Origin of the sequence: Sporosarcina sp. FSL K6-2383, from assembly GCF_038618305.1 — a bacterium.
Lineage (GTDB): Bacteria > Bacillota > Bacilli > Bacillales_A > Planococcaceae > Sporosarcina.
Genome location: NZ_CP152017.1, coordinates 557,349 through 575,241, shown reverse-complemented (window position 1 = coordinate 575,241; position 17,893 = coordinate 557,349). Strand labels below are relative to the sequence as shown.

The window sequence follows — 17,893 nt, the reverse complement described above, 5'->3', positions numbered from 1 at the left end:
TCATTCAAACAGAAAACTAGTGTAAATCTTATCATAGGTCTGATTCAACCTACAAAGAAAATGCCTTATTCGGGAGTTAGTTTCCCGGTGAGTTTAAAAAGAATAGATTTCTTTTTTCAACACGCCGATATAAGGTAAGTTTCTGTATTTTTCTGCGTAATCCAATCCGTAACCAACGACGAATGCGTCTGGCACAATAAAACCAACATAGTCCGCCTTCAAATCTACCTTCCGCCCGGTAGGCTTATCCAGTAGCGTAACAATTTTAATGGAGTTTGCTTTTCTATATTTCATCAGCTCAACGAGATAACTTAACGTTTTCCCACTGTCAATAATATCCTCAATGATTAGCACGTCGCGCCCTTCGACACTTGTATTCAAATCTTTGACGATTTTCACTTCGCCTGATGAAACCGTTGCATTGCCATAGCTCGATACATCCATGAAATCGAGTTCAATGTATGCATCTACGCGCTTGATAAGATCGCTCATGAAAGGTAGGGCTCCTTTGAGCACACCAATCGCAAGTGGAAACTTATCTTGGTATTCCTCAGTTAATGTAGCGCCAAGCTCATGGATTTTCTCTTCAATCTGTTGTTCTGTTATTAAGACTTCTTCGATATCTTTCTCCAACATCGAAATTCCTCCTCCATCTAAGTCGATTAGCACTTTCTCGTAAGAACTATGTAATGACTCTGCTTTGTCTTGTTGCGCGAAAAGGCCACACCATAACGCAACCCCGGAATCGCACAAACTTCTCCTTGCGCTGTGACAATGATTGGTAAGCGATCACGTTCAGCTAATCCCACTTTGTCATCGATAAATAGCCGAGATAAACGCTTCGAATGGCTCATACCTGGTAACACAATACGATCTCCAGCTTCTCTTTGTCTAATACGTAAAGGAAAAGCCGCATCGGGCAGATCAAAATACATTATGTCGGCTGCGCCTATGAATAATTCTGCATGACTATCATCCACCGTATTCCAGTAAAGCTCTACTTCATGCCCCCAACGAGTCCAGCTACCTTGTGGAAATACTCGCTCCATCGCTATTTCCTCGAGCAATACTTCTCGAACAAACATCAGCTTACTATATGCCCGTATAAATCGGTAACCACGTGGAAGGTCGATGGATACAGTTCCATCCTGCGATGTGATGTGGTGTAATAGCTGGCTAATAAGCGCGGAATTGTATTCAACGGGTACACTTTCCCCATCATAAAGATACTTTAATAGTAGTGTAATCACCCTTCTTTGTAAAGCAAGGTGCATATCGGAAAAAGCATCACTTTCAACGACGGGGAGTCCTTCTACTGTGAATTCAACGATTCTTTCAAACTGTTCCACTGCTAACATTTCGAGTAGTTCTTCATCTTGCTGAAGCAAGCCGGTCATTTTCACTGCATTTTTAGCAGCTGCGGCGTTTTCACGTAGCATAAACGGGACGATATGATGGCGATAGCGGTTGCGCATATAGGCATCACTTTCATTACTCGGGTCTTCACGGTATTGCAAAGCATGCTCTTCAACATATAAGTAAAGCTCTGCTTTCATAACAGAAAGAAGGGGACGAATGACAATGCCGCCATCGACGTCTCGTTTCACAGGCATACCAGACGGTTGCCCCCCTTTCGCTACTTGCATCAAGACTGTCTCTAACTGGTCTTCCGCATGATGCGCAGTTACTAGGACAGTGTAACCTTGCTGTTGCATGACCTCCGCAAATAAAGCATATCTTCCGTCGCGACACACCGCTTGTACATTGCCACCTTCCTGTTCCAATAATTCAGGAACAGGGACATGACCACCAAAAAACGAAATTCCAAGCCCTTTACATAATTCTTCAACAAAAAGTCCATCTGCTGCCGATTCCTCTCCCCGCAGCATATGATCGACGTGAATCGCAGCCACTTCAATGCCCATTCTATCCCGGTACGTGGCCATGAAATGTAACAGCGCAACCGAATCGACACCACCTGAACACGCAACAAGAACACGATTTCCTGGCACAATCAATGACCATTCCTTAATAAATCGGAAAATCGATTGTTTAAATGTATCCATTGCATAAGCACCTCATTCATTACATTTCATCAATTACGCCCCGGCGTAATTGCGTCGGAATTTTGAATTGTGCCTGTCTAAGTGCCTTAATTTCTGCAAAAAACGCAGAAACACGGCAAATCGAACCCTTTGCTGTTCGATTCACAATTAACTCCCCTCAAAATCCTTGACATCCGCCGGCCGACAAAAACGCCACGTCATGTACGTCGGAGGCTTAACTTGAATCAGCAAATGTATTTGCTGATTCAAGTTAAATTTTACCCCTAGAATACCCTCACTTCAAGTTATGCGAAGCGAGGGTATGCCTATCGCATACCTTTTTCAAGAAATAATTTGTGAATAGGGCGTGAAGCTGGACCACTTTGGAAGAACATGGTCAATCTTCAACACCAGCACCGTACGATCATCCGTCACCACACCAAACTTGCGCTCCATTTCACTGATAATGCGATCCGCGATTTTATCACAATCGAACTCTTCGTATTTGTCGAGCGTTCCATACAAAACTCTCTCTTGCTTTTCAAGCGCAATCTCTCCATTAAACATTCCATCCGTCATCATTAAAACTATGTCCCCTGCCTTCAACTGTTCATTTTTTGCTTCAACAGAAAAGGAAGGGAGAAATCCAACGGGGACAGACTCGCTATCCAATCTTAAAAAGTCATCGCCTCGCTTAATATATGTGCTCATAGAACCAGCCTTCCACGACCAAAGCCGACCATCTTGTAAATCAATCAACGCCAAGTCAAGCGTTGCATACATATCATCCAACCCATTCAATGACATCATATAATGTAGCGTATGCATCGCCGTTTCTGGATCCATTTTACGATCCAAGCATTCACGCATTAATCGAATCACCTTACGACTCTCCCGGTAAGCGTTCAAATCCTGACCCATGCCATCCGACAGCAAAACAGCCGTAAGTCCGTCGTGAATTGGAAATACCTCATAGGCATCTCCCGCTTGAAATGACTCACTACCCGCCGTTGCGACAACCCCATAATCCAGTGCAAAACGGACTGCCGAACCAAATGTTAGTTGAATATGTGGAAATGGTTGCTGCTGCACAATCGATCTTGTGACTTGAAATGGCTCATCGTACATTTCTTCAAGAACCGGTAAAATAAGTCGTTCCGCGACAGTCGTATCTGTTTCAAAATCCGATCTTTTTTCCGGTATACAACAAACAATACGACGTGCTCCCCGTTCACCCGATATAATATCTATTTGAAAATACTCAATGTTTTTCTCTTGAAGTCGCTTAGCCAGCTCGTCCTCCGCTGGCTTGTACACCGATAAATCCTCTTTCACTTCATTCATAATCTTATCCAAATGCGTGCTCATATCCCGCAATTGAAGTGCTAGCATTTTCCGACCATGCTGAAGCTGTCCTGTCAATAAACGTGTCGTCGCCTGCTCCTCAAGTTCTGTTACAAGTCCGTTAAACCGAATACATTTATACTTTATCTTATCTTCAACGCGGTGACGCGTGGCTTTTTTCGTCGGAGAGTACGTCGATTCCCATTCATACAGCAGCCTAGCCATATCGTCATCCGCCGATTCCCAGCATTTTGCATAACGAAAACAAGACGCACACGTTTTAGGGATCACTTGGGGAATCGGTTCTTCTTGATTCCCTCTGGAGGAAAATCGTCCGCCAACAAGCGTTGACATGAATTCGGAGAACTGCTGGAAATCTGCCAACTGTTCGTCCAAACGCTCCGCCAACCACTTTTGACGTTTTTCCGTAGATTCCTGATTTTCTGGATAGAAGACACGACGAACAGCCCCTAGCTTTTGCGATGGAATCAATAAAAAAAGAAGCGTCGCGATACCAATTGTGACAAAATGTGAGCTATCTAACGGTAACGTCAAATCATAGAGAAGGAAAAAGAGTGATACAGACACTCCCCCTATAGCAATCCCGATTTTGCCAAAGCGACTGAGCGCACCTGCGACAAAGCCTGTCATCCCATACACAGCCATCATACCGGTAAATGATAACTCCGCTATTCCAATAATCGCAGCGATAATCATCGCAATCGTTGTTGCAAATGGTAGCCCCCCGATTAAAGCGGAAAGCAAGATCGTGAGATGAATGAGTGTTCCAGCCACAGATACATGCCCAAGCATAAGCCCACTCATCCCCGTTGTCGCCATCGCCCCAACTAAACAAGCAGCAGCGAGCCGTTCTGGCGTCCACTTGCCAAAAAAGATTCGATCCGCGGGTGGAAACGCGATAAACAGAAAAAAGGTCATGATTAATGCCAGTACTGCTTCAAAGCCAATAGATAATTGGATATTAACAGGCGGTTGCCCTACATACATAACAAACTGCCATGATACTTGTACAATGATGATACAGCCAGCTACCGTTAACGGTATTGATTTTCGGAAGAACGGGTATCTGACGACTGCATTGAATAGAGCAAGCAATAATAGCTGAATAACTGCCTGTCCCACACCTAAAAATGCACTTCCTGCCATACCACCAATAAAAACCCACACGAGATATTTTTTAAAGCGCGCTCGTGCTAGCGCCCAGACAGGCAGGAAAAAGGGCACAGCTGCATCAAATAACACAGCTTGCGACAAGAAAAAGGAGCCAAACAAAAATAAGGTTGCAACGAGTATGTCTATTTTGTGCTTTCCAAGCATTCCTATATACATACGAATTGGCTGACCTACCGGACGTGTCATACTGTCTATCAATTTCATTTCCCATTCCCCCTATGTCTACTATGCTCCCAGTATACATATGGAAACGGCAGGAAATTGTCTGTTCGTGACGACTAGAAAATAAAATGTTTCGACTTGTTACGAACTATTTTTCTTTTTTCCTACGATGGCTTGACACTATGATAGTTCGGATGTAATATGAATATTGTTGTTCTTGAAGAAGATACAATCACACAATCACGGCGGCGTAGCTCAGCTGGCTAGAGCGTACGGTTCATACCCGTAAGGTCGGGGGTTCGATCCCCTCTGCCGCCATACTGAAGAAGGCATAATGCTTGTTGGAGCTAGACGTTGGCTTCATATCTAAAAAAGCGACAGACATCGGGATATTCCCATTGTCTGTCGCTTTTATATATGATGTACATTTTTTATTGAATTGAAACAGCTAGCAAGTTACCCTCTTCTTGCGCCGCGGCCACCGCGTTTCGATTCTGTCGCTCTCTTCAAAGTCGAGAGGCGTTCTTCACTATCTTTCATGAACTTAGCCATCTTCGTTTCAAAATTTTCTGGGCGTTCAACCGGGCTAGGACGACCACCTTGACGAGGACGTTGAGGGCGCTGCGGACGTTCTGGACGTTGCTCAGACTCAGGCTTCGCTTTACGAATCGACAACCCAATCTTGCCATCTGTTCCGACATTCATCACTTTCACTTCAACCATGTCGCCTACTTTTAAATGTTCGTTAATGTCTTTGACATAGTTGTCTGCCACTTCACTAATATGGACAAGACCTGTCGAACCGCTCGGTAGCTCAACAAACGCTCCGAAGTTTGTGATTCCTGTTATTTTACCCTGTAACTTGCTGCCTACTTCAATTGACATAAAAAAAATGCTCCTCCTTAGAATTTAAGCGGGCTCCTTTTTAGAAGCCTTGCAACCGTATTAATGATCCTATCAATTACGCCTCGGTGTAATTGCGTCGGGATTTTTAATTGTGCTCGCACAATTAAAAATCCCTGACATCTGCCGGAGGCTTAATTTGAGTTAGCGGGGGTTCCGCTAATTCAAGTTAAAATACAGAATCCCTACTCTCTATTATAGCCAACAAAAAAAGAGTGTCAATAAGACTACTCTTTTCCGTCGTCTTTTTTATCGTTTTTCTTCTTATTTTCTGGCACGGAGAAAATAATCTCGTTATTTTCAGACAAAAAATATTCTTTCCGCGCAAGCTTCGCAATATAATTATCGTCATCCAATTTAACAAGCTGTCTATTCAACATTTCTTGTTCTTCTTGTACGACTTCAAGCTGCGCAAGCACATCCTTCCGCTGCTGCTCCTTTACCGCCAAAACCTGCTTTTGTTTGATTTGCATTTGTATTAAACCGCCAAAGGTAACAGCTACGATAATGGCAAACACCGTCAACCTGCGATATAACCTTACTTTCCTTGCATTTTTTCGATTTTCTTTCTGTTGCAGGGAACGGACATATTCAGTTTGAATCGTTGCAACCGTTGCCGGCGATTTTCTCTGCTGCTTTTGTTCCAAGTCCCGCACGTCCTCTCATCACATCACCATCGTTAGTCTATCGATTATATATCATTTCTTCCTCTTATTAAAGAGGTTTCTCGAAATGATGCGGAATAGCTTCACGAATGGGGTGAAAAGAAACACGACAATCTTAATTATCATACGAAAGACTTGCTGGATAATCGACATAACCAACCGAATAATGAACCATAACGGTTTGATGAAAATCATCAAGATGATTCTCCCGAGCAAACGGCATGGCTTATAAAATAAACTAGCATACAATAGCAGTCCACTAATCTGCGCAAACGGGTCATACATTCGCCATGCCCCGTCCCGAACAAGAAAAAGGACATAAAATGTCCCGCATCCGACAACAAACCAGCCAATGACCTCAAACCATACCGCACGCCTTCTAATGAATGACTTCTTTCCGGCATGCGCAGTTCCAGTCCCAATCATATCCATGAATGCCCCGGCAACAATACCTGTCCCAATCATTGCAAGTAGACTAAGAAACTGAACGGATAGACTCATCCAAACAATTTATGGAGGAAGTTCCGCGAACCTGCTTCTTCTTCGTCATATTGGATGGTGGCAACCGTGCCTTCCAATGTGAGAAGTCCTTTATCGACATCGAGATGGACGATGCGCAGTTCCTCTCCGCGTATTTGCAGCAATCCTTGCGATGTCCGAATCAAAAATTCTTCTTGATCGAAGCGATCGATTGATTTTACTGATGTGAGATCCATCCTCTTTCTGTTGCGCATTGTCACAACATGATCACCTGATGGGATTGTGTACGTAGGACTGTCCGTCTGGAATTGCATATGATGCTTCCCCCTTCGCTTGTATGTTCACAGTCATCTTATGCTAAGGACTAAAAAAACATGACAGGAGAATTTCTCTGTCATGTTGGTTAAGTTCATATCGATTGATGAACTTTTTACTTGTTTAATATACCCGAGAGAAGAGATTGGAAAATAAAGAATAGAGGGCTTTCTATAAAGAGTGTAAGTCCCCGAAGATGTAATTTCGGGGACTCTGGCACTTTGTACGATGTATTCCTTCTTTACTTTTTTAAAATCACAAATGGAAACACTAGTAGATAGGGAAGGCTTCAGCAACCAAAATTGCAGCTTTACAAATGCTACCAGCCCCTCTCTCAAAACCGAAAATCAACATCGTAACAATAAATGTGCTACATCCATGTCATCCTGGATAATATCAAGGTATCTTACCATGACGCTTTCAGGGCTATGATTGAACATCTTCAACTAAAAAAAATCCAATTAATAGGGGTAGTTTTGTTTTAGCAGAAGGAAGAGACCATTCGTTCCCACAATGGTTTAATTTTAACTGGGTCTGCAACGCAAGATAAAACCCATTCAGTTTCATTGGATAACAGTTCACATATAAGCTGAGCTGCATGTTTATGTTTTTGGGGTGTCATATTCTTAAAGACCTGATTAATGACACGGACGACGCCTTCTGGAAGTGATGTCTCAATTGTTTTCATTCCCAATTGTGCCCTGTCCGGATTGTACCTGTGAAGTAACACTCTTGATAAATGCGTCATGACATGGTGGAGCATACTTACTAACCAAATATCATTGCCCCGAGCAGACGATTTCTTATATTGAAAAAGGAACCATGCAACATCGTCGACAGCATCCTGAAACTCATTATCGGATAATTTCAGATTCTGGTTTTGTTTGAATTTCTCTAATTTATTGTTTGGATCGAAGAGGACTTTCATGAAATCCTTTTCGATATATGTGTGTTCTGTGACCGTAAACAGGTCTATATGCACACTTGCTTTGCTAATTGCCAAAACGCTTCGAGTTCGTCCAGTGTCTAGTCGGCCAATCGTGATCCACACACAATCGGAAACTATGTAAATTTATCACGCGTGTTGATTAACCAAAATTATACAGTGTTCAATTGATTTATCCTCCATTGAAAATCTATGGTTTCATTCAAACTAATACGCCACTCAATTGGCAGCTCATCACAAAGAAACATGCGTGTAAAACCTGCAAATGATAAGGGTTTTATGTGCTTTACCTTACTTCCTTGTACATGAATAAATTTCAGTAAAACATAGGCAATCATAGCCGCAAACAATGACTTCGAAAATACGTTTCATAATCGCGTAATCTAACGTTTTCATATGCTTTGACAGTGATGAATGATCCACAGAAATAAGTCCTATACTTGGACCCACATCGGCTGCGTGACGGAGGCTCTTCCATTCATTTGTTGCAGCACTAATCAAATATGAAATGACTGTAGAAACCGTGCATTTTCGGGCTGTATCTGTATAGTTAAACTCCGTTAAAATAGCCTGTAGCTCTGCTTCTGAAAGAAATTTTTGAATCAGTGTGTGGGACGTGGTATTCTTGTTCATGAGAGATTCCTCGTTTCGTCAATGTTGGTGTGGTAACTTACATTGTACAAGAGGGTCTCTCTTTTTTGTAGTTATTTATTGGTAGAAACTAGATAATCAACACGCGTGTTAGAATGTAGGATTTCATTCACTGTCTCTACAATTTCCATTGCTAACTATGTGCATCTTTATCTGAACCTTTTATTGATGTTTGAATGATAATGGTTTTTTGATACTCAGTATTTATATTTCCGAATACGTGCTTATATCTATGTCAACAACGGATTTAATTACATTTTTTGCAATGGACTCAACATCCTTTTTTACTGAATTAAAATATTCTTTATTCTCTTTAACTTTTACCTTCAATTCTATCTCCAAGTTCGAACTTACTGTAAACTCCAAATCCCTATATTTCTCATATTTTTTTCAGTTACCGTATTCAATGCAGAAAATTGTAATTCTTGTTCTTTAGTAGATAAAGGTTCTGGTTCATCCTTATTCGCAACGGGAGTATCAACTTCTGAATGCTTATTTAACATGCTAAATGATGCTATTCCCACTATAAGTATTCCATTAATAATCAATATCCTTTTTAACATATAATCCCTCCTGTTAAGAAGGTAAGGGTGTGCCTCTGCATCTTATTAATTTAGTTTCGTATATTTTAAACTTAAAAAGCTAACAATGGAATTAATATGGAATTTTACCGTTCTTCCAAAAATGCTTTTTTACATTTAGAGGTGAGGGATGTACATGTTTTGGAAAAAACAATCAAATGAAAATAAGCCTGTTTCTCAATCAAACGCAGAATCAGAATTATCAATAGAGGCTCTAAAAAAAGCCCTCGTTCAAATGGATGATGCGGAATTTGTGGAAATCAACATTTCTGAAAATCAAAATGTTGAACTTATCTACGTAAGAACCCTGATTGACCAAGAAAAATTAAATGAAAGCATTGTAAAACCTTTATCTAACTGTTCCGAACAATCCATTCAGGAATGCCATGTTCACTCAACAATAAACTCCATTTCCACTTTTAAAGAGGCAAAAAAGCAGCTGTTTAAAGGATCAGTCTTGTTATTTGACTCTTCGTCAAACCTTTGGTTCGCTATCCCTTTAAAAAATCCACTTGGACGTGCAATTGAACCATCCGATACTGAAACCATCCTTTTAGGAGCAAAAGACAGCTTCAGTGAACAGCTAGAACAAAATATTACGCTCATTCGTAGACGTCTTCCAACACATGATCTGAAAACAGAGAAGTTCACCGTTGGTTCTTTAAGTGAGACAAATGTGGTCTTATTGTACATAGAAGGGCTGACCAATCCAGAATTTGTTTCAACCGCCAAAAAGAAGATTTTGGAAATTAATTATGATCTCTTCTTTGATTCTTCTCAAGTAGCGGAATTCATGGAGGGACATCAAGACAGTATTTTTCCTCAGTTTCAGCAAACTGACCGACCTGATGTTGTTGCTTATTCTCTGGGATTAGGAAAAATTACGATTCTGGTAGACAATACACCTTTTGCTCTCGTTGCCCCAATTACTATTTTTCATTTGTTCCAATCACCAGAGGATTATATTAATCGATGGGTAGTTGCCAGTTTTTTGCGCATCATCCGATATGTAAGTTTTATTCTGTCTATCACATTGGTCCCATTCTACGTGGCTTTAACAACTCATCACTATCAAATGATTCCTTTACAAACACTTTTCATCTTGGTGGAGTCAAGGAGCAAGCTTCCGTTTACTCCTTTTTGGGAAGCATTTATCATGTTGATTTTTATTGAAATTATAAAAGAAGCAAGTTTAAGGATGCCAACAAAGACTGGTCAAACGCTTGGGGTTATTGGGGGCATTGTAATTGGTCAAGCAGCAGTTGAGGCTGGTTTGGCAAGTAAGGTGTTAATTGTCATGGTAGGGATTTCAACTATCGGATCCTTTCTTTTTCCTAATTACCTTGTGACAAAGGCGAATTCATTGATTCAATTCATTTTTCTTGTATTTTCTTCGTTTCTTGGGATAGTAGGGATTGTTCTGGCAATGATTATCGTTTTAGCCCACCTTAATGGCTTGTCTTCACTCAAGCAGCCATATTTATCCCCTGTTGCCCCTTTCTACGGAAAAGATTGGCTTGACCTATTCATTCGAGGGCCTTTAGTCAAAATGAAGGAGCGTCCAGAACATCTTAAACCGCTGAAGATGAAGAGATATCAAACTAGGAGATGAACTGATGGAAGCCCTTCAATTATTTAATAAGAATGAAACCTATAATGGGTTCTATGTCATGTTGATGGTAAATCGCCTCCAAATGCTTTACTTCTTTTTGATTATGCCAAGGTTTTTGATCCATTCATATATGATTTGGGTGATTATAGCGGTCGGCATATTGTCTCAACTAAACCTTCTTCTTTTATCCAAATGGTTTTTAACCCGGATTTCTAGCGAAGGATACAACGGATTTGTCCAATTATTCGGAAAAAAACTTGTACGTCTCCTCTCCTTCATCGGGTTGTTCTTTATCCTGCTTAAACTTTTCGTGATTATGTTAGGATTCTCGGAAATGGTTCAAATATTTCTGTTTCCAGCTACAGATTCAAATTGGCTTATCTTTTTTATTCTGTTGTCTTGTTTGTATGTAGCATGGAAGGGCGTTGAAAAAACTATACGTTTTGTCGTGATTTCATTTTTGTGTACATTTTGGATGTTCTTATTCTTTGCTTTTTTCTTCTTTCCTCCAATAGCTCAACTCAGTGATTTGTATCCGATTATTCCAATGGAATTAAGTGTGAATTCCTGGAAAGGAATATTTTTAATTTTATCTTCATTTTCAGGGCCTGAATTTCTGGTATTTTTGGGACCGTGGTTTAAAACAAATAATAAGACATTTCGCTATTTGTCTTATGGCAATGCTCTAACCGTTATAGAGTATGTATCCTTATATATGGCGTCCTTATTCTATTTCGGTTCCAATTATTTAAGCAAAAGTCAATTTCCAATTGTCACTATGGCCCGTTATTTTCAAAATCCAGTAATTGAACGTATTGATATAGTCATGCTTTCTTTGGAATTATTTAACATCGTCTTTGCGGTTTCAATTTTTCTACTGTTGTTTTATGGAGCATCTAAAATAGCTAATGGGAAAATGGAGAGACCACCCAGTCGAGTAGGCTTTTTATTCAGTGTATTCATTATTTTAATTGGAATGATTCTTGTGAATGAATGGATTTGGAAGTCAGATGAAAAGCAGGTTATTTTACTTAATCTTCAAATTTTAGCAGGAAGCTTAAGTTACTTAGTGGTTCCAATTACTATTATCGTAGTGATGAAGATAAAGGGGGTTAATAAACATGAGACTACGAAAGAAGATGGCTAAAAAATTGTCAATCATATTTATGGCATTATGGTTAACTGGATGTGCCCCTTTTACTGAAAATAATATTATTGAAGAGCTTACTCCAGTCACATTTTTATCACTTAGTAAAGGGGATGAAGGTAAAATAAAAATCAGTACGATTTTGCCTCCTCTAAGCAAAGAAAAAAAGAGTGTAATGACGCAAGAAGTAAGCTTAATAAAGGAGGGATTAAGGAGTTTTAATTTAAACTTCTACCAGGAAATGAAATCTGGGCAAATGCGAATGCTGATAATTAATGAAGACCTCGGAAGAAACGAGGGGATTATGTCCATTATTAATGTGTTATTGACTGATCCGGATATTTCTTTGAGAATCTATTTAGTTATCGTAAAAGGAAATTTTGAAGAATACTTGGAAAATCAATTGGACAAACAAGAAAATCTTGATTACTCTTTTTACCGAATGCTGAAGCACTATGAGGAAAAAAATCAGGGAGAATTAAGTGTCGTTAATCTACATGAATTTAAAAATTTGTTATATACTCCTTATTCAGATCCTTTCTTACCTGTATTCAAAATAGAAAATGACGCTATCAGCTATGAAGGTACAGCCCTGTTTCAAAATGATAAACTAGTTGAAATAATAACAACTTTTGATGATCGTATCTTCCAGCTGTTACACAACGATCACTACTTAGCAGTTTTACCGATCCCAGAATTAGAAGTTGTTCTAGGTCATGTTAGGTCTAAAACGAAAGTGGATATCAATAAAAGCTTGTCTACAATGACCTATACAGTGAATATAGACTCAAGAATTGAAGAATACCGGGGAGAAAAGCAATTATTTGACCCGAAGGATTTAGAAGATTTAAAAAAAGATATCCAATCCAATCTTGAAAAACAAACACAAGAACTAGTAAAAAAGATGCAAGAATTGAATGTGGATCCATTACAGCTAGGCATTCATACATTAAAACCATTCTCAAAACCAATGGATGAAAAAAAATGGATTGAACTTTTCGAGAAGATGGACATTAAGATTGATTATCAGTTTAATATTGAGCCTTTGACGGATTCAAACGCATAAAGTTAATTACAATAAAAGAAAAAAACGCACTCACTTGAGAAAATGTACCCTATGAGATAGACACTTAAAAAAAGTCTCTCTTATGGGGTACTTTTATTTATAATGGGAATAACAACGATTATATGTTGACATAAAGAATTCCACCAACAACGCTTGTCGCTTGGGGATGCCTCCCGCAATAAGCCAGACAGAAGATCACTGTCAGTCTTATTGCTTCGGCTACCCCAGTAAGGCGCCTTCGCTGGAGTTTACAAGAAAAACATAAATCCAACATATATAGATAGAGCGGAGCAGAACTTATATCAAAGAAATTATTTAATGATTAAGAACAAAAAATGCTGAGGAGAAATTCCTATGTAAAGGCTGTTAGTGAAAGGGGAATTACATATATAGATGAATTTAAAGCTATGGCTATTAAAGAATTTGAAGAAGGAAAAAGTTCACGGAGAATCTTTGAAGATGCGGGGTTCGATATTGATATCGTGGGGATTCAACGAGCAAAATCAGCTTTGAAACGCTGGCGTGCAGCCTATAAAGAAAATGGTCTATCTGGGCTAGAAGATACACGTAAATATCATTCAGGACGTCCTTTGAAGCGTGAATTAAGTTTAGATGAAAAGTATGCCAGATTAGAAGCGCAAAATGCCCTTCTGCGTGCGGAAAATGAACTACTAAGAAAGATAGAACTAGCAGAAAGGATGTTGGGGAAGAAAAAGTAAAACTAACAGAGGAACGACAATTCCAATTGATACACACCGTCATCGAAAAGCATGATTTAAAACGAATGGTACGCTACCTTTGTCAATTAGTAGGGGTATCCCGTTCGGGATATTATCGATATTTTTCAGATGAGGAAGTGGAAAAACGACAAACAAATCATCAAGCTGATGAAGCAGTCAAAGCCATCATTTTAAAGGCCATTCATTTTCGACGTCGTCCCAAGGGGGCTCGCCAGATAAAAATGACATTAGAACGCCAGTATCAAATTACATATAATTTAAAACGAATTCATCGTATTATGAAAAAATTTGATATCGTATGTCCGATTCGAAAAGCGAATCCTTATCGTAGGATGGCAAAAGCAACAAAGGAACATCGTACACTACCAAACCTTTTAAATCGCAAGTTTAAGCAAGGGATTGCCGGAAAAGTATTATTGACGGACATTACCTATTTAAGTTATGGGAAAGGAAAACGTGCCTATCTATCCACCATCAAAGATGCGGAAACCAATGAAATTCTAGCCTATGAAACATCCGATAAAATAACGCTAGATATCGCCCTAAATACAATAAAGAAATTAAAGAAGAATGGTAGAAAGCTAGCTGCTGGTGCATTCATCCATCCACTCAGATCAAGGTGTTCATTATACTAGCCCCCACTTCCAAAAGCTTGTGAAGAAAATGGGTTTAGGCCAGTCAATGTCACGTCGTGGGAACTGTTGGGATAACGCTCCCCAAGAATCATTCTTTGGTCATTTTAAAGATGAAATAGATATGAAATCATGTGAAGCTTTGGAAGATGTAAAACGAGAGATAAAGAGTTATATGACCTACTACAATCATTATCGAGGTCAGTGGAATTTAAAGAAGATGACGACTGTAGAATACAGACACCATCTTCTTCAAGTTTCCTAAATATGTTGAATGTATGATTCTTACTCACTTCAGCTGATTGAAGTGGAGAGCGGCGACTCCAGCGGGAACAGCGCGAGCCGAAGACCCCGCAGGAACGCAGTGACGAGGAGGCTGAGGCCGTGCCCGCGGAAAGCGTACGCTCGGAACGGAAATCAGCAGCTGGTTAGATTCTTTAGTTCAGCTTATACAAGGACTTTTTTTAAAATGTCCTTTACAAAGGGTACATTTTAATAATCATGACCGTCTTTTTTATTTATCAAATTCAGGTCTTTTAATTCCGATAATGGTTCTGTAATTTCTAAATTACATACTTTACAAATTAGTTTCAACTTGTCGTTTCCTCCTTTTATATGCATATGGTTCCAGTCAATGCTACAAATCTGTTTTTCTTCAAGTAAAGCACACCCTTAATTTAAGTAGATTGTTGCTAACAAACATTAATATCCAAAAGTTTCGCCTTCGTTTAATTTCAAAACATGATTGTTAATCGAAACTTTATTATTGCTTTTCCATTCAACATTTATGTTTTCAGTTCTTTTTTCATAATAAATTCTCTTTTTAAACCAAAGTGGTCCATTCAATTCTCCTCTTATCACAAATGTTCCCGCTGCTCCTGCGTCCCAACGATGGAAATCTATGATTAAGCTATTGTCTGGAGAACTCACCCTCTTTATATGTTCATTTGCTCCAAATGATGAAAAAAAGAATGTAAACGATAGCGCTAAAAAAAGTGCGATAGATAACATCGACGACAAGGTTATCGTTAACCAACTTCTTGTTTTTATCCGCCAGTTTCTCTTATCTTTAAGACCTTTAATTCCTAAAATAAAGGCTAGTACACTAATTATAAAGAGAATGTAATTTGGCGGTGAAATTAACCAAGTGTTGTTAATGTTGGAATATAATGAATAGAATGCCACTCTTAAACAAATAAGTATTAAATAAAGAGACCAAAAGTTATATCGTTTTTCCAAAGAACTCATACTATCCCGCCTCTCTAATAAATAAACGTTCATTGCCTTAGAGAATTTGCGCAACATTCCTATTAAACTTAACTGCCGCATTAGTTCGACAATTCATTCGACGCTGAACGGATTTATATGTTGCATGCACCTCTAGTAGACATAACACCGGGAGTCAGAAGCTACGTACCCCCACAGTCACGCGGAAAACACCTTTTGTAATCCCTGTTGCTTCTGTGCACCATTTTAAACAATCACTTCACTACGCTGTTTTCCATTTCCTCACACACCTCGAAAATGAACAAACACCAAAATATTACCGAAAAAAATGTGTGGGGACGCTATAAAATCGCATCCCCACACATCAAGATATCTTCGTAATCATATAGAATCCGTTCAATCCAAAACAGCTATTCACGTAGCACTCATTTTATAATCTCAATCCTCATCATCCACAAATTCTAATTCCACTTTTTCCAGCTTCTCTTCTTTCAAAATCGTATACATCGAAGCTGCGTCTTCTTTTTTCGTTGACTCTTTCAATAAATTGATTTTCACCGTGACAATCTTTTGACCGAAACGGATGGCCAATTCATCGCTTTCTTTGACGACAGAAGAGGCTTTTGCCACTTTGCCGTTGATTGTAATCCGACCTTGGTCGGCTACTTGTTTTGCCAATGTCCGTCGTTTAATTAGACGGGATACTTTTAAGAATTTATCGAGTCTCATTGTTGTTCCCTACCTTTCGCTAATTGCCAGAACGCTTCTAGTTCATCGAGTGTGTAGTCGGCAAACTCGCCCCGACCTTCTTTGACACTTGTTTCGACGAATGAAAACCGTGAACGGAACTTGTGGTTGGCGTGGACCATCGCTTCTTCCGGTGATAGCTTGAGAAACCGGGAGATATTAACGATGGTGAACAGCACGTCACCGAGTTCGTCTGTTTGGCTTTCTTTTGTACCATTCTTCACTTCTGCATGGAATTCCTGCCATTCCTCTGCAAACTTATCCAAAGCACCATCAATCGTCGGCCAATCAAATCCCACCTTCGCCGCCTCTTTTTGATAATTAAAGGACGTTAACAGAGCAGATGAATACCGATCTTGCCCATCCAACAGCGATTCCACCTGTGGCTTCTCGCTTTTTTTAATGTCCTGCCAATTTGACAACACCTCTTCGGAGTTCTCTACGCTTTTATCCCCGAAAACATGCGGATGACGGCGAATCATTTTCGCACCAACAGACTCAAGTATGTCTTCCATTGCAAAATAACCATCGTCCTCGCCAATTTGAGCATGTAAAAATACTTGTAGCAAGACGTCACCGAGCTCTTCAATGACTGCATCATCATCCTGTTGCTCAATGGCTTCCAGCAGTTCATGCGCTTCCTCGATTAAATATCTTTTCAACGAAGCATGTGTCTGTTCACGATCCCATGGACAGCCATCAGGTGCGCATAATGCAGCGATGATTTCACGGAATGTTGACCAATCCTTCAATCGACCTTCCCGTTCGAGCACTGGCGGAACGTACACTGTCGTCAAGTTATCGATGGTCGTTACATGATCCAGCTCGAATAACGGAACTGTACTTAGCTTTTCACCTGTAGAGCCTGCCGCTGTTACAATCGTCACAGGATGATCGTATGCATATTTCTCCATCAATGATAACTTCACTTCCGATGCCACAAATGCATCATACACTTGTCCAATGAGGACATGCTGCGTCATTTGCACATCATCGCGTTTCATATCTGTGCCGTCGAGCAATTGAAAACCCTCGATTGGATCAATGCGTAGCGCCGCAAAAATCGGGTCTAGAAAACTATTTCCCCCGGCAATATTCAGTTCGACAATGCCCGCTTGCTCTTTTTCTACTAATAATTGCACCGTTCGTTCTGCCACTAGCGGATGCCCTGGCACGACATATGTGACTGGTTGTTCGGCACACATAACCAATAGTTCCGCGACGATTTCTTCGTAAACCGACTCGAATGCATCATGTTTTTCATAAATCGCATCGAAGCTTGTCAACTCCACGCCCTCAGCTCTTAATTCAACAATTGCTGGGTGTTGGTCTGTCCGCGCAACGATAGTTGTTGCCGCTTTTAGTTGTCGATAGGTCCCGAGGGCGAGTTGGTCTAAATCCCCAGCACCGAGACCGATAATTGTTATTGAATGCAT

Annotated in this window: 17 protein-coding genes, 1 tRNA gene and 1 pseudogene; 5 read left to right on the top strand and 14 right to left on the bottom strand. The window is 40.0% G+C overall.

Features of this window, described 5'->3' with window-relative positions; translation table 11 throughout:
* Nucleotides 1-93 precede the first annotated feature (93 nt).
* The 4 genes from hpt to MKZ10_RS03005 all read right to left on the bottom strand — a co-directional run bounded on the left by hpt (nucleotide 94) and on the right by MKZ10_RS03005 (nucleotide 4,787).
* A complete protein-coding gene (gene hpt, locus MKZ10_RS03020) occupies nucleotides 94-636 on the bottom strand; it encodes a hypoxanthine phosphoribosyltransferase (protein WP_342507758.1) in 543 nt (180 codons plus the stop codon).
* 26 nt (nucleotides 637-662) lie between these two features.
* Nucleotides 663-2,066, bottom strand: coding sequence for a tRNA lysidine(34) synthetase TilS (gene tilS, locus MKZ10_RS03015; RefSeq protein WP_342507756.1), 1,404 nt, complete (start codon nucleotides 2,064-2,066; stop codon nucleotides 663-665).
* Between the two features lie 19 nt (nucleotides 2,067-2,085).
* Nucleotides 2,086-2,211, bottom strand: a complete 126-nt coding sequence (locus tag MKZ10_RS03010; protein WP_342507754.1) for a hypothetical protein — start codon at nucleotides 2,209-2,211, stop codon at nucleotides 2,086-2,088.
* A 176-nt stretch (nucleotides 2,212-2,387) separates the two neighbouring features.
* Entirely contained in the window at nucleotides 2,388-4,787 is a 2,400-nt protein-coding gene (locus MKZ10_RS03005) for a SpoIIE family protein phosphatase (RefSeq protein WP_342507752.1), read from the bottom strand.
* Nucleotides 4,788-4,989: 202 nt separating this feature from the next.
* On the opposite strand from MKZ10_RS03005, the gene MKZ10_RS03000 reads away from it, so the two are divergent.
* A tRNA-Met gene (locus MKZ10_RS03000) sits at nucleotides 4,990-5,063 on the top strand.
* Between the two features lie 138 nt (nucleotides 5,064-5,201).
* On the opposite strand, the gene MKZ10_RS02995 is transcribed toward MKZ10_RS03000, so the two are convergent.
* From MKZ10_RS02995 to MKZ10_RS02965, 7 genes are all read right to left on the bottom strand, one after another.
* Nucleotides 5,202-5,630, bottom strand: a complete 429-nt coding sequence (locus tag MKZ10_RS02995; RefSeq protein WP_342507751.1) for a S1 domain-containing RNA-binding protein — start codon at nucleotides 5,628-5,630, stop codon at nucleotides 5,202-5,204.
* A 245-nt stretch (nucleotides 5,631-5,875) separates the two neighbouring features.
* Nucleotides 5,876-6,295, bottom strand: coding sequence for a septum formation initiator family protein (locus MKZ10_RS02990; RefSeq protein ID WP_342507749.1), 420 nt, complete (start codon nucleotides 6,293-6,295; stop codon nucleotides 5,876-5,878).
* 51 nt (nucleotides 6,296-6,346) lie between these two features.
* Entirely contained in the window at nucleotides 6,347-6,814 is a 468-nt protein-coding gene (gene yabQ, locus MKZ10_RS02985; protein WP_203248979.1) for a spore cortex biosynthesis protein YabQ, read from the bottom strand.
* Nucleotides 6,811-7,107, bottom strand: a complete 297-nt coding sequence (gene yabP, locus MKZ10_RS02980) for a sporulation protein YabP (RefSeq protein WP_203248978.1) — start codon at nucleotides 7,105-7,107, stop codon at nucleotides 6,811-6,813. Before yabP ends, yabQ begins: the two co-directional genes overlap by 4 nt.
* Nucleotides 7,108-7,589: 482 nt before the next feature.
* The gene (locus tag MKZ10_RS02975; RefSeq protein WP_203248977.1) at nucleotides 7,590-8,111 is read right to left on the bottom strand and encodes a hypothetical protein; all 522 of its coding nucleotides are present in this window, start codon (nucleotides 8,109-8,111) and stop codon (nucleotides 7,590-7,592) included.
* Between the two features lie 234 nt (nucleotides 8,112-8,345).
* Nucleotides 8,346-8,687, bottom strand: a complete 342-nt coding sequence (locus MKZ10_RS02970; RefSeq protein WP_203248976.1) for a hypothetical protein — start codon at nucleotides 8,685-8,687, stop codon at nucleotides 8,346-8,348.
* 368 nt (nucleotides 8,688-9,055) lie between these two features.
* Nucleotides 9,056-9,268, bottom strand: coding sequence for a hypothetical protein (locus MKZ10_RS02965; RefSeq protein WP_203248975.1), 213 nt, complete (start codon nucleotides 9,266-9,268; stop codon nucleotides 9,056-9,058).
* A 154-nt stretch (nucleotides 9,269-9,422) separates the two neighbouring features.
* Between MKZ10_RS02965 and MKZ10_RS02960 the strand changes: the two genes are divergently transcribed.
* The 4 genes and pseudogenes from MKZ10_RS02960 (at nucleotide 9,423) to MKZ10_RS02945 (ending at nucleotide 14,748) form a co-directional block, all read left to right on the top strand.
* Nucleotides 9,423-10,898, top strand: coding sequence for a spore germination protein (locus tag MKZ10_RS02960; RefSeq protein ID WP_342507742.1), 1,476 nt, complete (start codon nucleotides 9,423-9,425; stop codon nucleotides 10,896-10,898).
* 4 nt (nucleotides 10,899-10,902) lie between these two features.
* Nucleotides 10,903-12,045, top strand: coding sequence for a GerAB/ArcD/ProY family transporter (locus MKZ10_RS02955; RefSeq protein WP_342507740.1), 1,143 nt, complete (start codon nucleotides 10,903-10,905; stop codon nucleotides 12,043-12,045).
* A complete protein-coding gene (locus MKZ10_RS02950) occupies nucleotides 12,020-13,111 on the top strand; it encodes a Ger(x)C family spore germination protein (RefSeq protein WP_342507738.1) in 1,092 nt (363 codons plus the stop codon). The genes MKZ10_RS02955 and MKZ10_RS02950 overlap by 26 nt, the downstream gene beginning before the upstream one ends.
* Before the next feature lie 335 nt (nucleotides 13,112-13,446).
* Nucleotides 13,447-14,748: pseudogene (locus MKZ10_RS02945) on the top strand (IS3 family transposase).
* A gap of 437 nt (nucleotides 14,749-15,185) precedes the next feature.
* Here MKZ10_RS02945 and MKZ10_RS02940 read toward each other — a convergent pair.
* The 3 genes from MKZ10_RS02940 to mazG form a co-directional block, all read right to left on the bottom strand.
* Complete coding sequence (locus tag MKZ10_RS02940) at nucleotides 15,186-15,731, bottom strand: DUF5412 family protein (RefSeq protein ID WP_342507736.1); 546 nt, start codon at nucleotides 15,729-15,731, stop codon at nucleotides 15,186-15,188.
* Nucleotides 15,732-16,148: 417 nt separating this feature from the next.
* A complete protein-coding gene (locus MKZ10_RS02935; protein ID WP_340739813.1) occupies nucleotides 16,149-16,439 on the bottom strand; it encodes an RNA-binding S4 domain-containing protein in 291 nt (96 codons plus the stop codon).
* Entirely contained in the window at nucleotides 16,436-17,893 is a 1,458-nt protein-coding gene (gene mazG / locus MKZ10_RS02930; protein ID WP_342507733.1) for a nucleoside triphosphate pyrophosphohydrolase, read from the bottom strand. The genes MKZ10_RS02935 and mazG overlap by 4 nt, the downstream gene beginning before the upstream one ends.